The organism is Enterovibrio norvegicus DSM 15893, from assembly GCF_900115495.1.
GTDB classification, from domain to species: Bacteria; Pseudomonadota; Gammaproteobacteria; order Enterobacterales; family Vibrionaceae; genus Enterovibrio; species Enterovibrio norvegicus.
On record NZ_FOWR01000030.1, the window covers coordinates 1 to 24,445 of the forward strand.

The following is a 24,445-nucleotide window of genomic DNA, read 5'->3' on the forward strand; positions in this document are numbered from 1 at the left end:
AAAGCGAGGGCATCTATCAGGAGTTGTGGGGGATCCTGACGTCTTACAATATCGTCCGTTTAGAAATGGCAGCGATGGCGAAAGAGCACAAAGTTGAGCCGCTTAGGATAAGCTTCCTCAATGCGCTATATCTCATCCAAGATGAGTTTATCTGGGCGAGTGGCAGAAGTCCTGGTGCAGTCCCAAATGCACTAAAAATGCTTAGAGAAAATGGCAAACGGCTGATATTACCTAACAAGAGAAAGAGGAAAGCGTACCCTCGGGCAGTGTTGAAAAGACCCGCAAAATATCCAACCAGAACCAGAGAGAAAAAAGCCACTCGCTCTTAAGCGAGCGGCCTTAAGTCGATACTGCCCTTTTTTCGTTCTTATTCTTGTCAGACCAATCAGCTTTGTTGAGGCTTTAAAATCAACACGTTGACTTTAGATTGCTCAAGTACCTTGGTGGCAACAGAGCCGATAAGTAGCTTGTTGGCACGAGAGCGCTTGTGGCTTGGCATGACAATCAAATCACAGCCAAGACGCTCTGCTGACTTCACGATAACTTTATAAGGCTTGCCTTCTGATACAGAGTAATCGTAGGCAATGCCTTCAGGGATCATACGCTTGGCAAATGCTTTAAGGCTGGATTGAACATCTTGCTTCATTTTGAGCGCAGCATCTTCGGGGAAGTATGATGCGACCATGGAGTTATGAATACCGGGTAATGCGGTCAGTAAGTGCAAGGTTGCTCCTGTTTGTCCTGCTAACCAAACGGCATGTTCAACGGCTTTGTCACCAAAGTGTTCATCATTCAAATCAACCGGGACCAGAATGTGCTTATACATGGATTACACTCTCTTCGTTAAAGTAATCCGGCGGGGCGCAAGGCCCCGACCGTTGTTATGCCGTTTGCTTCAGGCGGCGACGTTGATTCCACGCCAAACCAGCCAGTAGCAATAAGGTTGGTACAAATACCCATTCTTTCATCGGACGTTCAGCCGGTGTGCTGACTTGAACCACTTCCCAATCAAAATCGATACCTGCTTTCTCTGCAGGGCTACCGAATTGAATCATATCGATGTACTTGCCGCCGTCCTCGTCACGTAGCTCTAGACCCGTAGACAAGACGCGCGCCAAGCCTTCTGCTTGTGCGGTATCAACAGGTAGGTGCACGTGTTTAGTGACGATGTTGCCGTCGATATTCTCACCCTTCACTTGAATGTTCAGGGTTTGGCCATCAGGCAGTGTTTCCGCCACTTTTATGATTTCTGTGCCCGCGTAATCATTGGTTGGCGCGTACAGTTCATCCCAGAAGAACCCAGGACGGAACAGTGCGAACGTGATCAACAGCATCAACACCGTTTCATACCATTTGTTCTTCGTCAGCCACCAACCTTGTGTGGCGGCAGAGAACACCAACATGGCGACGACCGCCGAGAATATGGTAAGGAACAAGTGCAACGGCCCATCAAGATCCATCAACAACAGCTGTGTATTGAAGATGAACATGAACGGCAAAATCGCGGTTCGAATATCGTAGGTAAAGCCTTGGATACCCGTCTTTATGGGGTCTGATTTCGCGATCGCTGCGGCGGCGAATGCGGCCAAACCAACAGGTGGCGTGTCATCCGCGAGGATACCGAAGTAGAACACAAACAAGTGGACAGCAATCAATGGAATGATCAGGCCTTCTTGTGCGCCTAGCGTTACGATAACGGGTGCCATCAGGGTCGATACGACGATGTAGTTTGCTGTGGTTGGCAAACCCATGCCCAGAATCAGACTGATAACGGCAGTGAACAGCAGCATCAGAATAATGTTACCGCCAGAGATGAACTCAACGAAGTCGGTCATGACCAAGCCGATACCTGTTAGCGTGACTACGCCGACAACGATACCTGCTGCAGCCGTTGCTACACCGATACCGATCATGTTGCGCGCACCTGCGACAAAACCTTCTGCTAAGTCGACAAAGCCTGCTTTTATCGCTGCGGCAAATTCACCTTCTTTGCGGAAGAAAGCCATCAATGGGCGCTGGGTAACAACAATGAACATCATGAACAAGGTTGCCCAGAATGCAGACAGACCTGGTGAGAAGCGCTCTACCATCAAGCACCACACTAACACGACAATCGGTAGCAGATAGTAAAGACCTGAACGAACCGTCGGGCCTGGATCGGGCACTTCTGAAAGGTCTGTGGCGGCAGGATCTTCAACCGCTTCTTTTTTGAATTGTGAAGAGTAGCGTACGAGTGCGACGTAAGCGGCAAATATCAACACGCCAATGATTGGACTTGCTGCTGCACCGAATACATCTTTCGTCCAACCGATACCGTAGTAAACCGCGAAGCTCAGTACGCAGATACCGATAACGATAACCACGATGTTCTGAAGGGTTTGTAGGAATGTCGACGTATGGCGACGTGGCAAACCTGTCATGCCCGCCTTACACGCTTCAAGGTGAACGATATAAATCAGTGCGATGTAAGAAATGATGGCTGGCAAGATCGCCGCTTTAATGACTTCGATATACGGAATACCCACGTATTCCACCATCAAAAACGCCGCTGCACCCATGATAGGTGGCGTAAGCTGACCGTTCGTTGACGCCGCAACCTCGACTGCACCTGCTTTCGTGCCAGGGAAGCCAACACGTTTCATCAACGGAATGGTAAAGGTACCTGTGGTTACAACGTTGGCGATAGAAGAGCCTGAAATCAGGCCTGATAGACCCGATGCAACAACCGCTGCTTTTGCTGGGCCGCCACGCATGTGGCCAAGCAAAGAGAACGCGACTTTGATGAAGTAGCCACCCGCGCCTGCACGATCAAGTAATGCGCCGAACAAAACAAACAGGAATACAAACGAGGTCGACACGCCAAGGGCAACACCAAAGACACCTTCGGTTGTTAGCCACATGTGTGACATGGTTTTGTTGAGGCTTGCACCTTTGTGCGCGATCACATCTGGCATGTGTGGACCCGCAAAGGTGTATACCAAGAAGACAGCAGCAACCACCATCAACGGTGGTCCAAGTGCTCGGCGTGTGGCTTCTAGGAGCAGAACCATACCTGTGACGGCAACAACGATATCCGTCGATGTTGGTGCGCCTGCGCGCGTAGCGAGATCGGAGTAGAAAAGGAAAAGATACGCGGCTGAAAAACTGCCTGCGAGAGCAAAGATCCAATCTTGGAGTGGGATGCGATCTCGTGGCGAACTTCTTAGTGCAGGGTAAGCGGTAAATGCGAGAAAAATAGCAAACGCAAGGTGGATAGAGCGCGCTTCTGTATCGTTTAGCGCAACAGTAAAGGGTGATGCGTACCAGAGCTGGAATATAGACCAGCACAATGGAACGAACCACAGGATACGTCCTGGGATCCCTGAAGGTGATCGGGCACCAGTGTCCGCTTGCGCGACGATGTCCTGTGCGTCGAGCGGTGTCTCGGTCGTCTTCGTCATGCCATTGTCCCTTATCGGCAAATGAAAGTGTAAAATTTACTGACACAAGATGAGGAGAACCCGCCAATTTGGCGGGTCGACTCTACAACGTGTTCACACAAATTTGTTATGGCTTCCCTTGTCACGACTGGTGGCAAGGATTCCGGCTAACACTCAGTTTATTTTGCTCTATTCGAGTTTCATAGTTGGGAATGATAACAAACTTGTATCCAAAATTTAAAACTAGGGAAATATTTTGTCATGGCATTTCACAATGATTTGTGGGCTAACCGTAGATAAATGCATCACATACTCAATAATGAGACACTTAATGATAGTGCAGGGAAGGGGAGGAAGGAGAATTAGGCAGAAAATGTAGGTGTTATTTTCTGCCTAACAGATGTGTTTAAAAAACAAGGGCTGTTTTTTTAGCGAGAGTAATCGAATAAATCACACACTGCTTCAAACAAAGCAACGGTGGTTGTTGCTCTGGTTGGAGTAATGAAGATGGTGTCGTCACCCGCGACCACACCAAGGATGCCTTCCGCTTTCCCCAGTGAATCTAAAAGACGCGCAATTAATTGTGCTGCGCCAGGGCCTGTGTGAATCACAACCAATGCATCGTTGTAATCAATGTCCATCACCAGTTCTTTGAGCGGACTGCTGGTGGTTGGCACGCCGAGTTCTACTGGCAGGCAGTAAACCATTTCCATTTTTGCATTTCGCGTACGGACGGCACCAAACTTAGTCAGCATGCGAGACACTTTAGACTGGTTGATGTTCTCAAAGCCTTGCGCTTTTAACGCATCAACAATTTCGCCCTGGGAGCTGAATTTTTCCTCTTTTAGGATCGCTTTAAACGCTTTCACTAATAAGTCTTGTTTATCTGAATTACGCATTTTTTTTTCTTTCCCAGTGTCAGAATGGCGCATTTTTGCATAGTGATTCAGTCATGGGCAATAAAATCCGCAGTAAAGTGACGCACTAATCACCTTTCAACAGACTCTGGTCATTGCTTTTCGCCTGTAAAAAAGAAAATTGAGAAGCGGGGCTTATCCTCACAGTCGTAGGCTTGTCGCTGAAGGTAATAGGCACGTATGATGCTTGTGAATTCATTTTTTGTGTCATTTCCTGTGAGTATCGTGCCGCTGTCGGCATCGCAATGGAATGCCACCAAAGGTCTGAAATATAAAAATCGTAAATAAGGAGAACGAGATGAAAGTTGCTGTGATTGGCGCCGCTGGCGGCATTGGTCAGGCGTTAGCCCTGCTTCTGAAAAACAACCTGCCTGCGGGTTCAGATCTGGCACTGTATGACATTGCCCCTGTAACACCAGGTGTTGCGGTTGACCTAAGCCACATCCCTACACCCGTTTCAATTAAAGGTTTCTGCGGTGAAGATCCAACACCCGCGCTTGAAGGTGCAGATGTCGTTTTGATTTCTGCAGGTGTTGCTCGTAAACCTGGTATGGATCGTTCTGACCTGTTCAACGTGAACGCTGGCATTGTGCGTTCTCTAAGTGAAAAAATTGCTGACGTATGTCCAAAAGCACTTATCGGTATTATCACTAACCCGGTAAACACCACTGTTGCGATTGCTGCAGAAGTGCTTAAAGCGAAGGGTGTTTACGACAAGAAACGTCTCTTCGGTATCACTACGCTGGATATCATCCGTTCTGAAACGTTTGTTGCTGAACTGAAAGGTAAAAACCCAACAGAAGTGAGTGTGCCGGTTATCGGTGGTCACTCTGGTGTGACGATCCTTCCTTTGCTTTCACAAGTTGAAGGTGTTGAGTTCACTGAAGAAGAAGTGGCAGCATTGACACCTCGTATCCAGAACGCGGGTACTGAAGTGGTTGAAGCCAAAGCAGGCGGTGGCTCTGCAACGCTATCTATGGGCCAAGCAGCTTGCCGTTTTGGTTTGGCATTGGTTCGCGCTGCACAAGGTGAGAAAGACGTTATTGAATGTGCATACGTTGAGGGTGACGGTAAGTACGCTCGCTTCTTCGCACAACCAGTACGTTTGGGTAAAGATGGCGTAGAAGAAATTCTTGACCACGGCCCACTGAGTGCATTTGAGCAAAATGCGCTTGATAGCATGCTAGATACGCTACGTGGTGATATCACCATGGGCGAAGAGTTTGTAAAATAAACTTCGCCATGAACGAAAAAAGCGGCTGACTAGCCGCTTTTTTTATGCCTGTTATATTCGGAAGTGCTTGGCGTTTATCTTGTGTTCAAAGTGACAGATAAATGAAAAAGCCCACAACCTAGCGCGTCTGATCAAACTGACCGACCAAGGTTTGGCCTAAACGATCCACCCACCAGTTAATGGCATCTTTTGCGTCATCCAGAGAATCGATCATCGTTGATAGATCTTTGTTTCCGGTCTCGCGATCAATGGCTGCAAAGAGAGGCTTGTCAGTGTTTGCATCACTGGCAAGCAATTCGATGGTCGCACTGCCAACATTGGTGTGCTGACCTGTGGTGATCTTAGAGATGGTTGAAATTCCTAAGCCTACGGGTAATAGGCTGCTTGTTACTGCGAGGATAGGGTTTGGCGTCTCTACATTACTGATCGCGATGCTAAGACGCAGGCTGTTCGCTGTAGGGGTATCCACGACAGGTTTGTACTGCGTAATTTTTTTCTTTAGACGATCAGCTAAATAAACCGTTAATTCCGTAATCTGTTCGTCACTCAGTGCGTTGTCTTCATTTGTGAGTACATAGATTCGATCAATCACCACTGCGTCGTATTGCGCAATCTTCCGCTTTAGTCTTTTAGCATCTCGTAACCCTATTCGTGTCCAGACGAGATCCACGCCTCCTTCAGGCCCCGCTTTAAAATCTTCATAGCTTGTAAAGCTGGTGGCGGCAGGACGGTAACTCGATGTACAGCCAAACAGAAAAAGGCTCAGTGTCAGAAATAAGGTGGTTCTCGCAATGAGGGACGTCAAAACAGGCTCCTTGTTATGAAGATCGATTTAGGTGGGGATATGAATGAATAAGATAAGATAAGGCAGAAATAAAAACGCACTTCTATGAAGTGCGTTTTTGGTATTACTTTTTGCGGTTCACTGCAAGGTGGGCAAGTGCTTTGAGTGCTTCCTTATAGGGCGACTCAGGAATCGGCGACAGTGCCTGAATGGCTTTCTCCGCTTCTTCTTCTGCGCGTTGCTGCGTGTATTCCAGTGAGCCGTGTTGCTTCATGCAGGCAAGGATCTGTTCGAGCTTCTCAAGGCCATTGGCTTTCTCGATCGCTTCGCGGATCATTGCAATTTGATCTTGATCTCCGTGCGCCATGGCGTGAAGTAATGGCAGGGTTGGTTTACCCTCGGCAAGATCATCGCCCGTATTTTTACCCATCTCGTCGCCTTGAGAGGTGTAATCCATGACATCATCGATCAATTGGAATGCCGTTCCAAGGTAGCGCCCGTAATCTTGCATCGCTTTTTCGATGTCTTCTGGCGCATCAGCCAAAATGGCACCGATTTGCGTCGCGGCTTCAAACAAACGTGCAGTTTTTGAGTAGATAACCTGCATGTAGCTTTCTTCGGTGGTATCAGGATCGTTGCAGTTCATTAGCTGCAAAACTTCACCTTCAGCGATCACATTGGTTGCATGACTCATTAGATCGAGGATCTTCAAGGATCGAAGTTCCGTCATCATTTGGAAAGAGCGCGTATAAATGTAATCACCAACCAACACGCTGGCAGCATTACCAAACATGGCGTTGGCTGTGGCTTTGCCTCGACGAAGGTCTGATTCATCGACAACATCATCGTGAAGCAAAGTGGCGGTGTGAATGAACTCAATGAAAGCGGCTGCCGTGCAGTGACCCTCTCCTTGATAGTCCAGCGCGCGGGCAGAAAGAACAGCCAGCATTGGGCGCAAGCGTTTCCCGCCACCGCTGACGATATAAAAACCAAGTTGGTTAATCAGTGCGACATCAGAATTCAGTTGCGCGAGTATTTTTTTATCCACTTTTGCCATGTCATCGGCAGTAAGTGCTTGGATGGTGTTAAAATCCATTGATGCGTCCGGTCCAAGGTATAATGCAGTACGCTGCTGTCATTTTTGCGATGATATTACACTAAATTTAGCCCCTCGACACAGGGTCTGTTGCGATAAAGAACAAAGGAATAATCACTGAGCAGGTTTTCACCAATTTTCTTTCATTCCCCCCTTGCCAGTTAGCGAATCTTGCCGTAGAATTCGCGCCCTATTGATGAATTAAATGCACCCCTCGCTGCACAATTTTTAAACGCAGTAGGCTGTGCGGAAATGCGGAGAAAACCATGTACGCAGTTTTCCAAAGTGGTGGTAAACAACACCGTGTAAGTGAAGGTCAAACCCTTCGCTTGGAAAAGCTAGACATCGAGACTGGCTCAACTGTTGAATTTGACACTGTTCTGCTGGTAGCTAATGGCGAAGAAATCGCTGTTGGTGCACCATTCGTAGCAGGCGGTAAAGTAACTGCTGAAGTAGTTACTCACGGTCGTGGCGACAAAGTTAAAATCGTTAAGTTCCGTCGTCGTAAGCATTCTCGTAAGCAAATGGGCCACCGTCAGTGGTTCACTGAAGTCAAAATCACTGGCATCAGCGCTTAATTTAGGAGAAGAGATAAATGGCACATAAGAAAGCTGGCGGTTCTACTCGTAACGGCCGTGACTCAGAAAGTAAACGCCTTGGTGTTAAGCGCTTTGGTGGCGAATCTGTACTAGCAGGTAACATCATCGTTCGTCAACGTGGTACTAAGTTCCACGCAGGCACTAACGTTGGTTGCGGTAAAGACCACACTCTTTTTGCTCTGTCTGATGGCAAAGTAAAATTTGAAGTTAAAGGTCCTAAGAACCGTAAATTCGTTAGCATCGAAGCTGAATAATAGCACTCGATTCTAATTTAGAAGCCCTGCCTTTAGGCGGGGCTTTTTGTTGTGTACCCAAGTGACTTTAACCTGCTGAATTTTGAGCTTAAAGTCACTTGGGTATATCGCCCTTAAAGGCGATAGCGCAGCTGTTTTCGTGAAAAACGTAAGCATGTTTACGTGAGGAATAACCGTCACGTATGCGTCAGTAATGGCACGACTGTTTAAGTCTGTGAACTATTCATGGCGTAAAAGATCGCTTAACGGTTTTTGATCCTAAGATCAAAAGGATCATTAACCCAAAGTTGCTCTATCAGGGTTGCTGCTATATCGCCAACGTTAACCCTTGAGGCGTGTTTGACCTGAGCATGTCTGGGTGACGTAGGGTATGGAGAATTAAGATGAAATTTGTAGATGAAGCGGTGATCCGCGTAGAAGCAGGAGACGGTGGTAACGGTACCATCAGTTTCCGTCGCGAAAAGTACGTGCCAAAAGGCGGTCCTGACGGTGGCGATGGTGGTGACGGCGGTGATGTATATTTGCTGGCTGATGAAAACCTGAACACCCTGATTGACTATCGCTTTGAGCGTTTTCATGCCGCTGTTCGTGGCGAAAACGGCCGAGGTGGTAACTGTACAGGTAAGCGTGGTGACGACTTGGTACTAAGCGTGCCTGTTGGTACACGTGCTGTAGACGAAGACACTGGCGAAGTGATTGCCGACCTGACCCAACATGGTATGAAGATCATGGTGGCAAAAGGCGGTTGGCATGGATTGGGTAACACCCGATTCAAGTCTTCTGTAAACCGCGCGCCTCGTCAAAAGTCTATGGGTACAAAAGGCGAATTGCGCCACTTACGTCTTGAGCTTTTGCTTCTTGCTGATGTGGGTATGCTTGGTTTGCCGAATGCCGGTAAATCGACCTTCATTCGTGCGGTATCTGCTGCAAAACCAAAAGTGGCGGATTACCCGTTCACAACATTGGTGCCAAGCCTAGGTGTGGTGCGTGTTGCTGATAACAAAAGCTTTGTTGTTGCTGACATTCCTGGCCTTATTGAAGGTGCTGCGGAAGGTGCGGGTCTCGGTATTCGATTCTTGAAGCACCTTGAGCGTTGTCGTGTGCTGTTGCACATGATCGACCTGATGCCGGTTGACGAATCAGATCCTGTCGACAATGCGTTTACTATTATTGAAGAACTTCAACGCTATAGCGAGAAGCTCGCTGATAAGCCTCGTTGGATTGTCTTTAATAAAATGGACCTGATGTCTGAAGAAGACGCGCAAGCTCAGGTAGAACGTGTGCTGGAAGCATTAGGTTGGGATGAACCTTACTATATGATTTCAGCGATCAATCGTAACAATACACAGCAACTTACCTTTGACTTGATGGAGCTTATCGATTCAATGCCATCTCAGTTGGTTGAAGAAACCCAAGAGGAAGGTAAGGTTGAGTTCAAGTGGGACGATTACCACGAAGAGCAGCTTAAAAAGCAAAATGCTGAGTCTAGTGACGACGATGATGACGATTGGGATGATTGGAACGAAGATGATTACGACGTAGAAATCATCTACCGCCCATAATTATACCCCGATAAGAAACCGCCCTAAGAGGCGGTTTTTTTTCGCCCAAATCAAAGTAAACCGAACAGAATTCACGTAAAACCGAAGTTCATCACATTGTGGTTAATATCGACGAGGGAGTGAACATGTCGCAGGGAGTCTGTGAAATGGATGAAGAGGCGCAGCGGAACGTTTCTCGCTTAGTGAGTCAAGCGGGGCAAATGTTACTTCAACACGGTGCAGAAAGCCGTTTGGTGAGCGACATTTGTTGCCGATTGGGTGAAGCCCTTGGCCTAGACAGCGTAGAGATATCGTTATCGGCGAGTTCAATGGTGATCACCACGATACACGATGATCACTGTATTACGACGGCACGCCGTTGCCCTGATCGTGGGATCAACATGCGGGTGATCACGGAGATCCAGCGTATTTTGATCATGACGGAAAAACACCTTCTTGATAAAGATGGTGTAAAGACGCGCTTAAATCGTATTTCCCCTCAGCGTTATAACCGCTGGCTTGTGGCCGTTGTCATCGGCTTTTCATGTGCGAGTTTCAGCCGCTTATCTGGCGGTGATTGGTCGGTGTTTTCCCTAACATTTGTTGCTTCGTTCATCGGCATGGTTGTGCGTCAGGAAATTGGTCATCGTCAATTCAACCCTTTGCTAAATTTTGGTGTCACGGCGTTTGTGACAACACTCATATCGAGCATTGGCGCCATGATGAGCATCGGTAATCAGCCTTACCTTGCCATGGCATCGTCAGTACTGATGTTGGTGCCCGGCTTCCCACTGATTAACGCGGTGTCTGACATGGTAAAAGGGTACGTCAATATGGGCATAGCCCGTTGGGTGATGGCGAGTTTGTTAACCCTCGCAACAAGCCTTGGCATTGTTGGTGCGATGAATGTGACAGGCATTTGGGGGTGGTTATGACACTGCTACTTGGTCTCCTTCATGACATGTTGTTTGCAGCGGTTCCCGCTGTTGGATTTGCCTTGGTGTTTAATGTGCCTGTGAAGGCCCTGAAATATTGTGCGGTTGGTGGGGCGCTTGGGCACGGTGGTCGATACCTTTTGATGCACTACGGCGTACCGATTGAATGGGCGACATTATGTGCTGCAACCCTAGTGGGTATGGTAGGAGTGTATTGGTCTCAACGCTTTATGGCGCACCCTAAAGTGTTTACGGTTGCTGCCATTATCCCGATGGTACCGGGGGTGTTTGCGTTCAAAGCCATGATTGCATTAGTGGAAATTAATAGCTTGGGGTTCAGTGATGCACTCTGGGCGAGCATGATGAATAATGGTATCAAGGCATTGTTTATTATCGCGGCGTTGGCGATCGGTCTAGCAATGCCAGGACTCTTGTTTTACCGCAGAAAATCCGTGGTGTAGCATAGCGATCTCTGAATAAAATACGACGCTCAATGACAAAGGAAATCCGTTCACGATGAAAATCAGCATGATCGCAGCGATGGCAAAAAATAGAATCATTGGTAAAGACAACACGATGCCATGGCACCTGCCTGCCGACTTTGGGTGGTTTAAACGCAACACCTTGGGAAAGCCTGTGATCATGGGGCGAAAAACGTATGAATCTATCGGTAGACCGCTACCAGGACGTCGGAATATCATCATTAGCCGTAACAGTGAATGGATGGCGGAAGGCGTTGAAAGCGTGACCAGCATCGAGCAAGCACTGACCTTGGTTGAAGGTGTGGAAGAGGCAGTGATCATTGGTGGTGGGACGATTTATGAAGCGTCACTTCCTAAAGCGGATCGTCTGTATTTAACGTTTATCGATGCAGAGATTGACGGAGACACCTGTTTTCCTGCTTGGGGGGAAGGATGGAATACAAGTCACTCTGAGCATTACGCTGCGGATGAGAAGAACAAATACAACATGGAGTTTGTTGTACTCGATCGATAAGTCGAAATGTGTGTATAGACGTTAGTCAGCGTGTATTGGGCAAGGAAGAGAAAATCTTTGCCCATCTTCCCAACGTACCATGGTCAATGCACCGCCCCAAACACACCCTGTATCTAGCCCCAGAACTTGCTCGTGAAAGACGCCATTCAGTGCTGCCCAGTGACCAAACACCAAGGTCTCTTTCATTGGCTTATGACGTTGAACGTCAAACCAAGGCACGAGTGAGTTGTCATGTATTTTGTCGGGAGGGAGCTTGCAGGCCATGTCCAGACCACCTTCTGACGTAAGAAAGCGCATACGGGTAAATGCATTAATGGTGTAGCGAAGACGCTCGATACCTTCTAAGGATTTAGACCATACAGACGGCTCGTTGGCATACATGTTCTGTAAAAGCCATACGTAGCGGTCGCTGCGCAATACGGTTTCAACCTCAAGGGCGTGTTTTTTTGCTTTGGCAAGATCCCAAACGGGCGGCACGCCAGCGTGTGTCATAACAAAGCCTGGTGCAGTGCCATTATCCGACGCTTTGTGGATGAGCAGAGGTTGCTGACGTAGCCATGTAAGCAGTACGTTGCTATCAGGCGCGTCGAGTATGGGCCGAGTTTTGTCTTTCGCTTTGACCTTCATGATCCCTTCTGAAACCGCAAGAAGGTGTAGATCGTGGTTCCCTAGAACGGCATGTCCGTGTTCGCCTAGATCCCGCACAAAGCGAAGTACGGCTAGTGAATCAGGGCCTCGCGCGACAAGATCGCCGGCGATGTAAAGATGATCGATGTTGGGATCAAATTTGGCGATATCAAGCAAGTTGCGAAGATCGGAATAGCAACCTTGAATATCGCCAACAAGATAGGTAGCCAAGAAAACTCCTAGTGAAGGATATTTGGCAGAGCAAGACGGAAAGGAGCAATGTCGATGGTGAACGGTGTCTCATCATCGTCAAACTGCATGGAGTAATGACCTTGCATAACACCAACAGGAGTTTCAATGACAGTGCCGCTGGTATAAGTGTATTGATCACCCGCGACAATCACAGGTTGCTCGCCGACTACACCTTCCCCTTCAATCACCAACTTCTTCTCATTCGCGTCTGTGACTAACCATTTACGACGTAAAAGCTGCGCATCACGGCCACCATTGTTTTCAATCGTGACCGTGTATGAGAACACATAACGTTTATTATCCGGTTCAGATTGCTCTTCAACATAATGCGTGAGTACGCGAACCGTGAAATTGTTATTTACCATCCCTGTAATGTGTCCTTTTTATTATTGTTGGTGGTTTGCGTCCAGCCAGTTTGCCATGGCAACAAACTGAGCCAGAGTGAGGTTCTCTGGGCGCGTTGTTGGGTCAATGCCTAATGCAACGAGCGTATCGACGTCCATCAAAGCCTTGAAGCAGTTACGAACTGTTTTACGGCGTTGGTTGAAGCCTTCACGACATACTCGTTCTAACCATTTTAAATTGGTTGCTGGATGTGGAAGTTCTTTATGCGGCATCAGTCGAACGACGGCTGAATCCACTTTAGGGGCAGGGGTAAATGCCTCTGGTGGAACTTCTAACACCGGAACAACTTTGCAGTAGTATTGCGCCATGACCGTTAAACGACCATATGCTTTACTACCTGGACCCGCCGCCAGACGGTTAACCACTTCTTTTTGCAGCATAAAGTGCATGTCTTTCACAGCGCCTGCGAAAGTGAAAAGGTGGAACATCAATGGCGTTGATACGTTGTATGGCAGGTTGCCGAAAATACGCAGTGGGTTTTCTGGTGAAGATAGCGCTGTGAAGTCGAACTTCATGGCATCACCTTCATAAATCGTCAGTTTCTTTGACAACACAGGGTGGTGGCGCAGACGCTCGGCCAGATCGCGATCAAGCTCAACCACGCTGAGTTTGTCGACTTCATTCGCAACAGGCTCAGTCAGTGCACCGAGGCCGGGACCGATTTCTACCAAGTTTTCACCTGGCTGAGGGTTGATGGCTGATACGATGCCGTCAATGATGTACGGATCGTTTAGGAAGTTCTGGCCGAAGCGCTTACGGGCGCGGTGACCTAAGTGGACGTTATCGCTCATGCTTTCTTATCTACTAATTCAAGGGCGTGGGAGAGCGCTGTCCGCAGGCTTCCAGTATCCGCCGTTCCGGTACCCGCTAAATCCAATGCGGTACCATGATCTACAGAAGTTCGGATAAAAGGCAGTCCAAGCGTAATGTTGACTGACTTACCAAATCCTTTAAATTTTAACACAGGCAGGCCCTGATCGTGATACATCGCTAACACGGCATCTGCTTCTTTCAGGTACTTGTCTTGGAAAAGGGTATCCGCGGGCAATGGACCTACCAGATTCATCCCTTGTTCACGCAACTTTTCAAGTGCAGGTTCAATCACTTCGATCTCTTCTCTGCCCAAACAACCGTCTTCACCAGCGTGTGGATTTAAACCACACACATAGATTTTCGGCTCTGCAATACCGAACTTAGATTTCAAATCATCATGCAATATGTGGATGACTTGAAAAAGGCGCTCTTCGGTAATGGCTTTTGACACATAAGCGAGCGGGATATGCGTTGTTACCAGCGCAACACGCAATCCTTCTGTGGCCAGCATCATAACAACTTGTTGCACATTGGCTTGGTGTTGGAAAAACTCGGTGTGTCCGCTGAAGGAAACGCCAGAGCGGTTAATCACGCCTTTGTGGACAGGGCCAGTCACCACGGCGGCAAACTCGCCTTGCATATTGCCTTCAGCCGCACGGCTTAATGTGTTTAACACATACTTGCCGTTCGCTTCATTGAGTTGGCCTGCAATAACCTCTGCATCCAAAGGTTCGTTGCAAACAACAAGTGTGCCCGGTGTGTGCGCTTTCGGTGCAGCGTCTGGGTTGTAGTCCACCAAGGTGACATCGAGACCCAATAGCTTGGCACGCTGTGCCAGCATTTCTTTGTTTCCGCAAATGACTAACTCATGCGCCCATTTGTCATGTGCAAGTGCCAACACCAAATCAGGGCCAATACCTGAAGGTTCGCCTGGCGTAATGGCAATGCGTTGCGGATTAGCTGTTGTCATTTTCATCACCCACCTGTTCAACATAAGCACCAGCGCGAAGCTCTTGGAGCCATGCTTGTGCTTCTTCATTGAACTTACGATTTAGGAGCATACGGTATGCGCGGTTTTGCATTGCAGCATCTGTTCGATCGGCTTGGCGACGGTCAAGAACTTCAACAATGTGCCAACCATGAACGGTTTTAAACGGTTCGCTGATGACGCCTTCAGAGAGCGTATCAACGGTATCTTTAAACTCAGGGACATAAATCTCAGTGGTTTGCCAACCTAAGTCGCCACCTTTTACTGCTGAGCCTGAATCTGCGCTGTATTGCTCTGCAAGTTCTTCGAACGTTTTGTCACCGTCATTGATCTGCTGGGTGAGCAGTTTCAATTGGCGCTGTGCACCTTCATCACTCAATACAATCGATGGTTTAATCAGAATATGACGCGCTTTTACTTCAGTAACAGCCACTGACTCTAGGCCTTTTACATCCGTAATTTTGAGGATGTGGTAACCCGCACCGCTTCGGAAAGGACCTATGATGGCCCCTTTGCCATTGTTACCTATGTGGTCAGCAAAAATGGTGGGCATTTCTTCCAAGCGCATCCATCCCCAATCACCACCGTCTAGGGCTTTAGGGCCTTTTGAGTTGGCAAGGGCAAGGGCGGCAAAGTCACGGCCTGTTTTTAGCTCTGTCACGATCTCATCAGCGTTGTCAGAGACGCTATCGCGTTCTGCTTTATCTGCGTCCTCATCGAGACGAAGTTGGATATGACTGAGGCGGTACTCGACTTTCTCAAGGTTCTTGGCGTTGAGTTGCGTCGCCAACGATTCCACCTCTTGCGGCAAGATGCTGATGCGACGACGAACCTGTGCATTTCGCGCTTCGCTGATGGTCATCTCACGACGAATTTGGTCGCGATACTGCGCCCAAGAAATGCCGTTGGCTTTTAATTCGCTACGAAGCTGTTTTACCGAGGTGTTTTTGTCTTTTGCAATGCCATCAATGGCTTGCTCTAAACGCGAATCATCAATGCGAATACCAAGGCGTTTTGCTTCTTGGAGCTGTAATTCTTCAAGAATTAGTTGGTCGAGGATCTGTTGTTCGAGCACATCTTCTGGCGGCAAATTTTCCGCCTTAGCGTTCAGTGATACCGTTTTCTTTAGTGCATCAATATCGCTAGAAAGAATTACCCCTTCGTTGACCACGGTAATGACGCGATCAAGTTCTGCCGGAGCTGCCGACACTGATAACGAACTGGCAGAGATAGCAACGGCCAGTAAAGCTTTCGTCCATTTTTTCATTTGCTTTTCCAAAGATGTCGTCATTAATTTTTTAATCCGAATGGGCTGCGATACCCCAATGCATTGCCGCTTGCGGTGCTGTAGCCAAATCCTGCACCATCACCTAAACCAAGGAGACTAAATGACAAAGAAACACTGTTGTCATATCTCGCATCGTTGTTGATATTACTGCGTGACAGCAGGTATTCGTTGTAGCTCAGGCCTATCACCCAACAATCGGAGCGGTAAGTAAAACCAAATTGGTTTTCCAGCATGATATTTTGCGTCAGGTCTTGGAAGTATTGACCTCTAAAGCTCACCCCTTTTCCGAGGGGGAAGCCAGTCACAATGCCGGCTTGAGAAATACCGTCTTCTGTAATCGAGTCTAAATTTTCAGAGCCAATGGTGCTGGAAATGTAATCCTTCGATACGTAGCGATAGCTGGTTTGCGCAAAAAAGCCGCCAGCGCGATATTCCACTGTTGTATTTGCGAATTGAAGGCTTTCTAAATTGCTGTCATATTCGGCTGAGCCACGAACAAACCATTGATCATTGATGTTCAACTCCGTTTCTACAGCCCATGCCGAGTAGTTGATAGAATTATCGTTTTCGCTGTTTTTTCTATCAAGATAGTAAATTTGGCCAAAGGCAATGTTGAAACGCTCTTTGTATCCATCATCAAAGAAGCGGGAGGCAGCACCAATAGTAAATTGGTTCGCAGGGTTGATGTAATCCACACTGCTGAATTGGTTCGCGCGAAATAGACCATAGTAGTCCGTTTGCAATCGGGCCGTGTCATAGCCACCCCCCGAATAATTTACTGGGTTATAGATACCACTTTGATCAACGTCTTTGATGTAAAGGTATTGGACTTGAGGCTCCAACGTTTGGGTGTAATCACTTCCCCAAATCGAAGTATCACGTTCTAAGGTCACCACGCTGTGCAATCTTGCCATAGGCACCACACGAGACACCGTTGATTCCAGCGTTTCACCATTTAGCCCTTGTACACCATCAATGTTGGTTTGATCGTAATAGGTATAAAACACCTTACCTTCGGCGGTTGCTGTTAGCCATGGCAAGGTGTAAGGCAGAGTCAGTGTTGGCTCTACGTTAATACGCGTCGAATCAGGCTTGCTGTCATCGTCTGTAGCAAACTTGCTGATTTGGCTGGGCATAGAAAAATCTAAACCATAACCCATCTCAGGACGGTAGTAGTTAAAGGCAAGCTGGGGCAGCAGGCGGTATACCGAGGCATTGTCACTCAGCGCCTGGAAGTTTCGAACATTTAGCGTGCTGTTCCAGTTCTCTTCACGGTAAGACACACTGCCGGTTTGTAGCAAGGTGTTATCTTCACGGTTACCAACACGAGAATCGGTATGGCGCGTAAAATAGTTGATGTCGCTGACCTTGCTGTAATCGACGTCATACTTCCAATGGTCTTGAACACCCGCATGTTGCCAGTTAAATCCCCAGCTTTTTGAGTATTCGGTGTATAGGTCATCTTGACCCATGTATTCAATGACCATTGAACCGCTACCCGCTTTTGTCAGGTAACGAGGTTCAACCGTTAAGAATGTACCACGGTTGGACATGTATTTTGGTGTGATCAGCATGTCCGTTTGAGGATGGATATTCCAATAGAATGGCGTTGAAATTTCGACCCCATCATTGTCATTCCAGCTGATCGATGGATAGAGAAAGCCGGTGAGTCGGCCATCTTCCACCGGTACGCGAAGGTACGGAAGATAGAAAATAGGCGTATCGAGCACTTCGAAGCGTGCATGGTAGAGGTCGGCAAAGATATCACCGTCTTCTTTTTCTATTTTGCCCGCACTGAAACGCCAACTGTCATCGTTATCAGGGCACGTGGTGTAGGTGCCGTCTTCGAGTTCATAAAACGTGGTGCCATTTTTAAAAACGCGTTTCGCTTGCCCGCGTCCCGGCTCACACATCATTTGGTATTCAGCATCGAGCAGTGTGGTGTCTTCGGTATCTAAGTTACTTTGCAGCGATTTACCAGAGACTGCCATTTCGCCATCATGAAAATAGACATTGCCTTCGGCTGTCACGATATTTTCAGGTTGGCGCAAGGTGGCTGTGTCAGACTTCATGGTGCGATGACCTTGAGTTACGACAACATCCCCGCTATAAATCGCCTTGTCATTTTTTTTCGCTTCTGCGCGATCGGCAACAATGGTGACAGGTTCGTTGTTAACGTCTTCGACTTGCTCTTTTTTATTAAGGCATCGGTATTCTGGCGCGAGACAGGTATCCGTAGGGATTACCAGTGGTGCTTGGCCGTCCTGTGCGGCAGGATTCTCTTCCGCCATGGCTTGTCCATAGAGGGCAAAGCAAATCATGGTGGACAAAAAACTTCTTGCTGTCAGTGACATTAAAAACTCAATCCTGTTGTTGGCGTACAGCACTGGTATACTCTTGCGCTGCGTCCTAGCAATTTTTGCTGAAAAATGTGGGTCATGATAATGCAAATTGCGTCTAACAGCACCTGCTAGGTTCCAGATGTCTGGCGCAAATAAGATAAATCAACCAATAGAGAAAGATTGATGATGGTTTGGGGGAAAGTGCTGGGGGCATTCTTTGGCTTCCTGCTGGGGAACATTCCGGGCTTATTGTTAGGCCTCTTCTTAGGTCATAAGTTCGATAAAGCGAAACAAAATGTCGCCTTTGGTGGTGGATTTCGTGGGGCGAGTCAACAGCAGCGCCAGCAAGCGTATTTTCATGGCGCCTTCGCTGTCATGGGGCATGTGGCTAAAGCCAAAGGACAGGTCACTGAAAATGAGATCCGTTTAGCGTCAGAAATCATGGATCGCATGGGGCTGCAAGGCGAATCCCGTCGACAAGCACAAGATGCGTTTCGTGAGGGGAAAGACAGCGGCTTTCCGTTGGATGAGGTGCTGGATGACGTTCGCCGTAACTGCGGAGGGCGTTTTGATCTCCTTCAATTTTTCCTCGAATTGCAAATTCAGGCAGCCTACGCCGATGGGTCGATGCACCCGAGTGAGCGACAGATTCTGTTTACTGTTGCGTCAGCACTGGGTTTTTCCCGCCAGCAGTTGGAGCAGCGTCTTGCCATGCAAGAAGCATCGTTTAAGTTTTATCGTCAAGGCGGTGGCAGCCAGCAACATTGGCAACCTGAGCATGCAGCCAACCGGTTGCAAGACGCGTATAAAATCCTCGGTGTGGATGAAAACTCCACCGGACAAGACATTAAACGTGCTCACCGCAAGCTGATGAATGAACATCACCCAGACAAGCTGGTGGCGAAGGGCTTACCCCCTGAAATGATGGAGATGGCGAAACAAAAAGCCCAAGAAATCCAAGCGGCTTACGATCTCATCAAAAAGGAAAAGGGCTTCAAATAAGCCCTTACTCACCTTTCAAAAGACGCTCAGAAGGTTATCGCCCTGAGCGTTTTTTCTTCACACGTCACCCTGAACGCGCTGCATCAAACCAGGTTTTGAGGTGCTCCTGCGATAAACGCATCGAGGTTCTCAATCAATATGTTGGCCAGTGTTTGGAGACTGGAATCTGAACCCCAAGCGACATGGGGGGTTAAAATCAGATTGGGCATACCCGCATGGGCAAGTAATGGATTGCTGAACGATGCGGGTTCTTGTGTGAACACGTCTACTCCCGCACCTGCAATGTCGCCTTTTTTCAATGCTTCAACGAGTGCGAGTTCGTCGACTAGCCCGCCACGTCCGGTATTGATCAATATGGCTGAAGGTTTCATGCGTTCAAGCTCTTCTCGACCAATGAGGTTGGATGTCGAGGTATCGAGAGGGCAATGCAAAGTGACGATGTCTGCGTGCTCTAACAGGGTATTAAACGAGACATAGCCGTCACGGATGGCGGTGGCACCTTTGCGTTCTGCTTTGAGGACCGTCATGCCAACGGCGTTTGCTAACGCTTCAACCCCTTGTCCTAAATTGCCTGATCCCACAATACCAATCGTTGAGCCTGCAATGTCACCGATCGGGTGCGTGAAAAAGCAAAACTGGTTTTTTTGTTGCCAAACGCCGTCTTCAATATCGCGATGATACGCCGTGAGGTTGCGGCGAAGGGCAAAGCATAATGCCATCACATGTTCGGGAACAGAACGCGTCGCATAGCCGCGTATGTTGCACACAGGCAGCTTGTGCTCGTGACACCACGTCAGATCAATATTGTTGTAACCCGTCGCTGAAACAGCAATGAGCTTAAGGTGAGGGAGTTGACTTAGCGTATTTGCATCTAAAACGACTTTGTTGACGATCACCATGGTGGCATCAGTAAGACGTTCAATAACCTGATGGGGGGCTGTTTCTTGGTAGCTTATCCATTGATGATCAAACGACGGTGTCGGGATGTGGATATGAGCAGGGATAGTGGCACTGTCGAGAAAGACGATCTTTTCCATGGCGGACTTCCTTTTTCCGCCACTGTAAAAGGTCGTCACCGTTATTTCAATAAGCTCGGGTCAGCTTCGATACCGCGTGTGACCAAAGTATCGCTTGGTGCATTTTTGTAAAATTCACAAGGCGCAGACAGATGCATGGGTTCGCCAGAGCCTGGGTGCAAAAATGCGAGTTCAGCGGCATGAAGTTGAAGTCTTGGCGAATACCTCAGTACGTGAGGGGGCGCATAAAAATCATCGCCCGCAATCGGGTGATCGAGAGAAAGCATGTGTACGCGAAGTTGGTGTGATCGGCCAGTGATCGGCAGCAAACGCAACAAGGTGGTTTTTTTCTCACGTTTAATCACTTCGTAGTCGGTCACAGACGGTTTGCCGTGTTCGAAGCAGACCTTTTGTAACGGACGGTTTGGCCAATCGCAGATTAATGGCAGATCGATACGATCCGCATCTTGCTCAACCACACCCCAAACACGTGCGTAGTAAAGTTTGTGTGTCACGCGCTCACGAAATTGGGCTTTTAGGTGGCGTTCAGCATCTTTGTGTTTGCCAAACACGATCAAGCCTGACGTCGACATATCGAGACGATGCACTAGTTCGGCATCTGGGTATTCCGCTTTAATGCGAGACCAAGCACTGTCGTAATGCGCAGGATCGCGGCCAGGATTCGTCAGCAAACCGCTTGGTTTGTTGATGGCAATGATGTCGTCATCCTGATAAATAACATCTAGCCAAGGCTCCGTTGGCGGATTGTAGATAAAATCGCTCATGTTTTCGCTCGATATTTGGACGGCCGGAAGTGTAGCACGACAGGCTTGAAAGAGAAGAGAGACAAAGGGACACAGAGAAAAAAGAAGGCACAGCCGAAGCCGTACCTTTTGAGTTTACGGGTTACACGTTAGCGCTGATTATTGATGGCTAACCACAATCACACGCAGCGCATCGAGGCGAACTTGTGCTTGGTTGATGTAGCCACGCAAATCGCCCATTTGTGATTCCAAACTTTCCAACTCATCGTCACGAATGTTTGGGTTCACCGCTTTTAGGGCTTGAAGGCGATCAAGCTCTGCACGCAATTTCTGCGTCATTTCCACTTCCGCATTCTCTTTCACGGTCGCGAGCTGCTTTTGCGCCATTGGGTCGGCCAGTTCAATCAAACCATGGATTTGGGTTTGAATGGATGACACCAGTTTGCTCGCCAAATGACGATTAACAGGGCTTAGCTGACGGTGGAAGCCTTCAAATTCCACTTTCTCCGCCAAATTGTTGCCGCTTGCATCCAATAGAACGCGAATCGGCGTTGCGGGTAGGAATTGATGGATACCTGAACTTTTCGGTGCTTGCGCATCGGCAACAAACAGCATTTCCAAAAACAGTGTACCTACCGGTAGCGCTTTGTTTTTCAACAATGAAACCGCGGTTGTCCCTACATCCTCTGACAGTATCAAGTCGATACCGCCTTGGATCATTGGGTGTTCCCAGCTCATGAAGCGCATGTCTTCGCGAGACAGTGCCGTTTCACGATCGAAGGTAATGGTGCAGCCTTCGTCTGACAGTCCCGGGTAGCTAGAAACCAGCATGTGCTCAGAGGGGGTCACCACAATGGCGTTCTCGCCTTTGTCGTCTTGGTTCAAACCTACAGTGTCGAACAGACCCAATGCGAACGTCACTAAGTTTGTATCGCCATCAAAAGAGGCAATCTTCTCAGCCAATGCTTTCGCTTCATCGCCGCCGTTAGAGTGCATTTCCAATAAACGGTCACGGCCTTTCTCTAGTGAGGCTTTCAAGCGGTGGTGCATGTCGGCACTGGTTTCAATTAACGTGTCCAGTGATTCATCAATGCTGCCTTTGGCTAGCAGTGTCAAAAGGTCACTTTGAACATGTTCAAACACGGCGCGACCCGTCGGACAGGTTTCTTCAAACGCATTCAGGCCTTCGTTGTACCAACGCGCCAACAAGGCTTGCGATGTGCCCTCCATGAAAGGCACGTGAATTTCGATATCACGTTGCTGACCAATACGGTCAAGACGGCCGATACGTTGTTCCAACAAGTCAGGGTTCATTGGTAAATCGAACATGACCAATTGGTTTGCGAATTGGAAGTTACGACCTTCTGAGCCGATTTCAGAACAGATCAGTACTTGCGCACCGCTCTCTTCTTGCGCAAAGTACGCCGCTGCTTTGTCGCGTTCAAGGATCGACATGCCTTCGTGGAATACCGTGCCACGTATGCCTTCACGCTCACGCAACGCTTGTTCAAGAGACAGCGCCGTTTGCGCACGAGAACAAATCACCAGTACTTTTTCGTTGCGGTTCGATTTAAGTAAATCTAGTAACCAATCGATACGCGGGTCGAAGCCCCACCAGCTAGCATTTTCGCCTTCGAATTGTTGGTAGATATCTTCTGGGTACAACCACTGCACCGCTTTTTGCTCAATGCTTTGGCTGCCGCCCATCATGCCTGCTACGCGCATTGCAGTTTGGTATTGGCTTGGTAATGCCAATGGGTACACGTTCAAATGGCGTTCAGGGAAACCTTGGATCGCTGCACGGGTGTTACGGAACAAAACGCGTCCGGTACCGTGACGGTCCATGAGGTTGTCAATCAATTCGTTACGGGCATCACGGCGTTGTTGGTCTTCTACATCGCCGGCTTCAATGATGCGCAGCAAGGGTTCAACATCTTGCTCAGACAGCAACTCAGTGATGCTGTTTTTGGCCTCATTGCTCAAGACATCGCTGGACAGCAATTGGCTTACTGCATCTGCAACAGGCGCATATTGGCGCTCCTCGTCGACAAACGCTTGGTATTCGTAGAAGCGATCAGGATCTAGAAGACGAAGACGCGCAAAGTGGCTTTCATGGCCCAACTGTTCTGGTGTCGCAGTAAGCAGTAATACGCCAGGTGTGTTTTCGGCGATACCTTCAATCACTTGGTATTCACGGCTTGGTTTTGCTTCGCTCCACTCAAGGTGATGCGCTTCATCAACCACCAACAGATCCCATTCACCTTCTGCGGCTTGTTCAGCGCGTTTACGGCTCTTGCGAAGGAAATCTAATGAACACAGCACCAATTGCGCGGTATCAAATGGGTTGTCAGCGTCGGCAAAGGCTTCAATACAGCGCTCTTCGTCAAACACAGAAAAGTGCAGGTTGAAGCGACGAAGCATTTCAACCAACCATTGGTGCTGCAATGTTTCAGGCACAACAACCAGAATACGAGAAGCACGACCTGACAACACTTGCTGGTGGATGATCATGCCCGCTTCGATGGTTTTACCTAGGCCTACTTCATCGGCAAGTAAAACGCGCGGTGCGTGACGACGACCCACTTCATGTGCAATGAAAAGCTGGTGCGGGATTAAGCCTGCACGCATACCACAAAGGCCACGCATTGGGCTCTTGTGTTGCTCATATTGATTTTTTAGCGCGCGATAGCGAAGTGCAAAGCGATCCATCCGGTCTATTTGACCAGCGAACAGTTTATCTTGAGGTTTATTAAATCGGATGTGGTGATTGAGCAGAATTTCGCGCAGTTGCACGTTTTCTTCACCGGTGTCAGTACGGGTACCGATATACGTAAGTACACCTTGTTGCTCAGTGACCTGTTCAACGTTTAGCGACCAACCTTCGTGGCTTTCAATGGCGTCACCCACATTGAACATCACACGAGTAATGGGTGCATCACTGCTGGCGTATAAGCGGTTTTCTTCGCTGGCCGGAAACATGAGGGTCACGGTGCGTGCGTCAATGGCGACGACAGTACCTAGACCAAGATCACTTTCAGTATCGCTGATCCAACGTTGTCCGATGGCGTATGACATAGGGAGAGAAACCTCTGGTTAAAACTGACTTAATTCGAAACTACAGGCCCCAGATGAGAACTACAGTGTAGGCCATGATTCGCATGGCGAAAATGGCC

Annotated in this window: 22 protein-coding genes and 1 pseudogene; 9 read left to right on the forward strand and 14 right to left on the reverse strand. The window is 48.4% G+C overall.

Annotation, left to right across the window (positions count from 1 at the left end):
- A pseudogene (locus BM082_RS17480) lies at positions 1-329 on the forward strand (IS4 family transposase); the annotation flags it as partial.
- 56 nt (positions 330-385) lie between these two features.
- On the opposite strand, the gene BM082_RS17485 reads toward BM082_RS17480, so the two are convergent.
- From BM082_RS17485 to argR, 3 genes are all read right to left on the reverse strand, one after another.
- Positions 386-826, reverse strand: coding sequence for a universal stress protein (locus BM082_RS17485; protein ID WP_017013373.1), 441 nt, complete (start codon positions 824-826; stop codon positions 386-388).
- Between the two features lie 55 nt (positions 827-881).
- Entirely contained in the window at positions 882-3,440 is a 2,559-nt protein-coding gene (locus BM082_RS17490; RefSeq protein ID WP_017012169.1) for a TRAP transporter permease, read from the reverse strand.
- Positions 3,441-3,847: 407 nt separating this feature from the next.
- Positions 3,848-4,318, reverse strand: coding sequence for a transcriptional regulator ArgR (gene argR, locus BM082_RS17495; protein WP_017012168.1), 471 nt, complete (start codon positions 4,316-4,318; stop codon positions 3,848-3,850).
- A gap of 316 nt (positions 4,319-4,634) precedes the next feature.
- Here argR and mdh point away from each other — a divergent pair, with 316 nt between their 5' ends.
- Positions 4,635-5,570, forward strand: a complete 936-nt coding sequence (gene mdh, locus BM082_RS17500; protein ID WP_017012166.1) for a malate dehydrogenase — start codon at positions 4,635-4,637, stop codon at positions 5,568-5,570.
- Between the two features lie 118 nt (positions 5,571-5,688).
- Here mdh and BM082_RS17505 read toward each other — a convergent pair whose 3' ends face one another.
- On the reverse strand, positions 5,689-6,375 hold the full coding sequence (locus BM082_RS17505; RefSeq protein WP_017013371.1) for a DUF3313 domain-containing protein: 687 nt from the start codon (positions 6,373-6,375) through the stop codon (positions 5,689-5,691).
- Positions 6,376-6,478: 103 nt separating this feature from the next.
- Positions 6,479-7,450: an octaprenyl diphosphate synthase gene (ispB, locus tag BM082_RS17510; protein WP_017013370.1), complete on the reverse strand. Its 972-nt coding sequence runs from the start codon at positions 7,448-7,450 to the stop codon at positions 6,479-6,481.
- 266 nt (positions 7,451-7,716) lie between these two features.
- Between ispB and rplU the strand changes: the two genes are divergently transcribed.
- The 6 genes from rplU to folA all read left to right on the forward strand — a co-directional run bounded on the left by rplU (position 7,717) and on the right by folA (position 11,775).
- Positions 7,717-8,028: a 50S ribosomal protein L21 gene (rplU, locus tag BM082_RS17515; RefSeq protein WP_017012163.1), complete on the forward strand. Its 312-nt coding sequence runs from the start codon at positions 7,717-7,719 to the stop codon at positions 8,026-8,028.
- A 17-nt stretch (positions 8,029-8,045) separates the two neighbouring features.
- Positions 8,046-8,303, forward strand: a complete 258-nt coding sequence (gene rpmA, locus BM082_RS17520; RefSeq protein WP_002536479.1) for a 50S ribosomal protein L27 — start codon at positions 8,046-8,048, stop codon at positions 8,301-8,303.
- 383 nt (positions 8,304-8,686) lie between these two features.
- Entirely contained in the window at positions 8,687-9,865 is a 1,179-nt protein-coding gene (gene cgtA / locus BM082_RS17525) for an Obg family GTPase CgtA (RefSeq protein ID WP_017012162.1), read from the forward strand.
- Between the two features lie 146 nt (positions 9,866-10,011).
- A complete protein-coding gene (locus tag BM082_RS17530) occupies positions 10,012-10,779 on the forward strand; it encodes a threonine/serine exporter family protein (RefSeq protein WP_017013369.1) in 768 nt (255 codons plus the stop codon).
- Positions 10,776-11,240: a threonine/serine exporter family protein gene (locus tag BM082_RS17535; protein WP_074927965.1), complete on the forward strand. Its 465-nt coding sequence runs from the start codon at positions 10,776-10,778 to the stop codon at positions 11,238-11,240. Before BM082_RS17530 ends, BM082_RS17535 begins: the two co-directional genes overlap by 4 nt.
- Before the next feature lie 55 nt (positions 11,241-11,295).
- Positions 11,296-11,775 carry a type 3 dihydrofolate reductase gene (gene folA / locus BM082_RS17540; RefSeq protein WP_017012159.1) on the forward strand — a complete coding sequence of 160 codons (480 nt, stop codon included), beginning with the start codon at positions 11,296-11,298 and terminating at the stop codon, positions 11,773-11,775.
- 21 nt (positions 11,776-11,796) lie between these two features.
- Here folA and BM082_RS17545 read toward each other — a convergent pair whose 3' ends face one another.
- From BM082_RS17545 to lptD, 6 genes are read right to left on the reverse strand one after another with little or no spacing between them, the layout of a single operon-like run.
- Complete coding sequence (locus BM082_RS17545) at positions 11,797-12,633, reverse strand: symmetrical bis(5'-nucleosyl)-tetraphosphatase (protein WP_074927967.1); 837 nt, start codon at positions 12,631-12,633, stop codon at positions 11,797-11,799.
- An 8-nt stretch (positions 12,634-12,641) separates the two neighbouring features.
- A complete protein-coding gene (gene apaG, locus BM082_RS17550) occupies positions 12,642-13,019 on the reverse strand; it encodes a Co2+/Mg2+ efflux protein ApaG (protein WP_017012157.1) in 378 nt (125 codons plus the stop codon).
- Between the two features lie 21 nt (positions 13,020-13,040).
- Complete coding sequence (rsmA, locus tag BM082_RS17555; protein WP_017012156.1) at positions 13,041-13,850, reverse strand: 16S rRNA (adenine(1518)-N(6)/adenine(1519)-N(6))-dimethyltransferase RsmA; 810 nt, start codon at positions 13,848-13,850, stop codon at positions 13,041-13,043.
- On the reverse strand, positions 13,847-14,848 hold the full coding sequence (pdxA, locus tag BM082_RS17560) for a 4-hydroxythreonine-4-phosphate dehydrogenase PdxA (RefSeq protein WP_074927969.1): 1,002 nt from the start codon (positions 14,846-14,848) through the stop codon (positions 13,847-13,849). The genes rsmA and pdxA overlap by 4 nt, the downstream gene beginning before the upstream one ends.
- Positions 14,829-16,127, reverse strand: a complete 1,299-nt coding sequence (gene surA, locus BM082_RS17565; protein ID WP_219846342.1) for a peptidylprolyl isomerase SurA — start codon at positions 16,125-16,127, stop codon at positions 14,829-14,831. The genes pdxA and surA overlap by 20 nt, the downstream gene beginning before the upstream one ends.
- 23 nt (positions 16,128-16,150) lie before the next feature.
- Entirely contained in the window at positions 16,151-18,502 is a 2,352-nt protein-coding gene (gene lptD / locus BM082_RS17570; RefSeq protein ID WP_074927973.1) for an LPS assembly protein LptD, read from the reverse strand.
- A 171-nt stretch (positions 18,503-18,673) separates the two neighbouring features.
- On the opposite strand from lptD, the gene djlA reads away from it, so the two are divergent.
- Complete coding sequence (gene djlA / locus BM082_RS17575; protein WP_017013365.1) at positions 18,674-19,492, forward strand: co-chaperone DjlA; 819 nt, start codon at positions 18,674-18,676, stop codon at positions 19,490-19,492.
- 83 nt (positions 19,493-19,575) lie between these two features.
- Here the strand turns inward: djlA and BM082_RS17580 are convergent, their stop codons facing one another.
- The 3 genes from BM082_RS17580 to rapA form a co-directional block, all read right to left on the reverse strand.
- Positions 19,576-20,529, reverse strand: coding sequence for a D-2-hydroxyacid dehydrogenase (locus BM082_RS17580; RefSeq protein ID WP_017013364.1), 954 nt, complete (start codon positions 20,527-20,529; stop codon positions 19,576-19,578).
- Between the two features lie 41 nt (positions 20,530-20,570).
- Positions 20,571-21,293, reverse strand: a complete 723-nt coding sequence (gene rluA, locus BM082_RS17585) for a bifunctional tRNA pseudouridine(32) synthase/23S rRNA pseudouridine(746) synthase RluA (protein ID WP_074927975.1) — start codon at positions 21,291-21,293, stop codon at positions 20,571-20,573.
- Positions 21,294-21,431: 138 nt separating this feature from the next.
- On the reverse strand, positions 21,432-24,347 hold the full coding sequence (gene rapA / locus BM082_RS17590) for an RNA polymerase-associated protein RapA (RefSeq protein WP_017013362.1): 2,916 nt from the start codon (positions 24,345-24,347) through the stop codon (positions 21,432-21,434).
- Between the last annotated feature and the right edge of the window lie 98 nt (positions 24,348-24,445).

Coding starts and splice junctions, on each gene's coding strand:
- ispB (WP_017013370.1), bottom strand. CDS start 7,450: ATGGATTTTAACACCATCCAAGCACTTACTGCCGATGACATGGCAAAA.
- BM082_RS17530 (WP_017013369.1), top strand. CDS start 10,012: ATGGATGAAGAGGCGCAGCGGAACGTTTCTCGCTTAGTGAGTCAAGCG.
- BM082_RS17485 (WP_017013373.1), bottom strand. CDS start 826: ATGTATAAGCACATTCTGGTCCCGGTTGATTTGAATGATGAACACTTT.
- argR (WP_017012168.1), bottom strand. CDS start 4,318: ATGCGTAATTCAGATAAACAAGACTTATTAGTGAAAGCGTTTAAAGCG.
- BM082_RS17580 (WP_017013364.1), bottom strand. CDS start 20,529: ATGGAAAAGATCGTCTTTCTCGACAGTGCCACTATCCCTGCTCATATC.
- lptD (WP_074927973.1), bottom strand. CDS start 18,502: ATGTCACTGACAGCAAGAAGTTTTTTGTCCACCATGATTTGCTTTGCC.
- pdxA (WP_074927969.1), bottom strand. CDS start 14,848: ATGAAAATGACAACAGCTAATCCGCAACGCATTGCCATTACGCCAGGC.
- rluA (WP_074927975.1), bottom strand. CDS start 21,293: ATGAGCGATTTTATCTACAATCCGCCAACGGAGCCTTGGCTAGATGTT.
- BM082_RS17490 (WP_017012169.1), bottom strand. CDS start 3,440: ATGACGAAGACGACCGAGACACCGCTCGACGCACAGGACATCGTCGCG.
- rpmA (WP_002536479.1), top strand. CDS start 8,046: ATGGCACATAAGAAAGCTGGCGGTTCTACTCGTAACGGCCGTGACTCA.
- folA (WP_017012159.1), top strand. CDS start 11,296: ATGAAAATCAGCATGATCGCAGCGATGGCAAAAAATAGAATCATTGGT.
- mdh (WP_017012166.1), top strand. CDS start 4,635: ATGAAAGTTGCTGTGATTGGCGCCGCTGGCGGCATTGGTCAGGCGTTA.
- surA (WP_219846342.1), bottom strand. CDS start 16,127: ATGAAAAAATGGACGAAAGCTTTACTGGCCGTTGCTATCTCTGCCAGT.
- djlA (WP_017013365.1), top strand. CDS start 18,674: ATGATGGTTTGGGGGAAAGTGCTGGGGGCATTCTTTGGCTTCCTGCTG.
- cgtA (WP_017012162.1), top strand. CDS start 8,687: ATGAAATTTGTAGATGAAGCGGTGATCCGCGTAGAAGCAGGAGACGGT.
- rplU (WP_017012163.1), top strand. CDS start 7,717: ATGTACGCAGTTTTCCAAAGTGGTGGTAAACAACACCGTGTAAGTGAA.
- BM082_RS17535 (WP_074927965.1), top strand. CDS start 10,776: ATGACACTGCTACTTGGTCTCCTTCATGACATGTTGTTTGCAGCGGTT.
- rsmA (WP_017012156.1), bottom strand. CDS start 13,850: ATGAGCGATAACGTCCACTTAGGTCACCGCGCCCGTAAGCGCTTCGGC.
- apaG (WP_017012157.1), bottom strand. CDS start 13,019: ATGGTAAATAACAATTTCACGGTTCGCGTACTCACGCATTATGTTGAA.
- rapA (WP_017013362.1), bottom strand. CDS start 24,347: ATGTCATACGCCATCGGACAACGTTGGATCAGCGATACTGAAAGTGAT.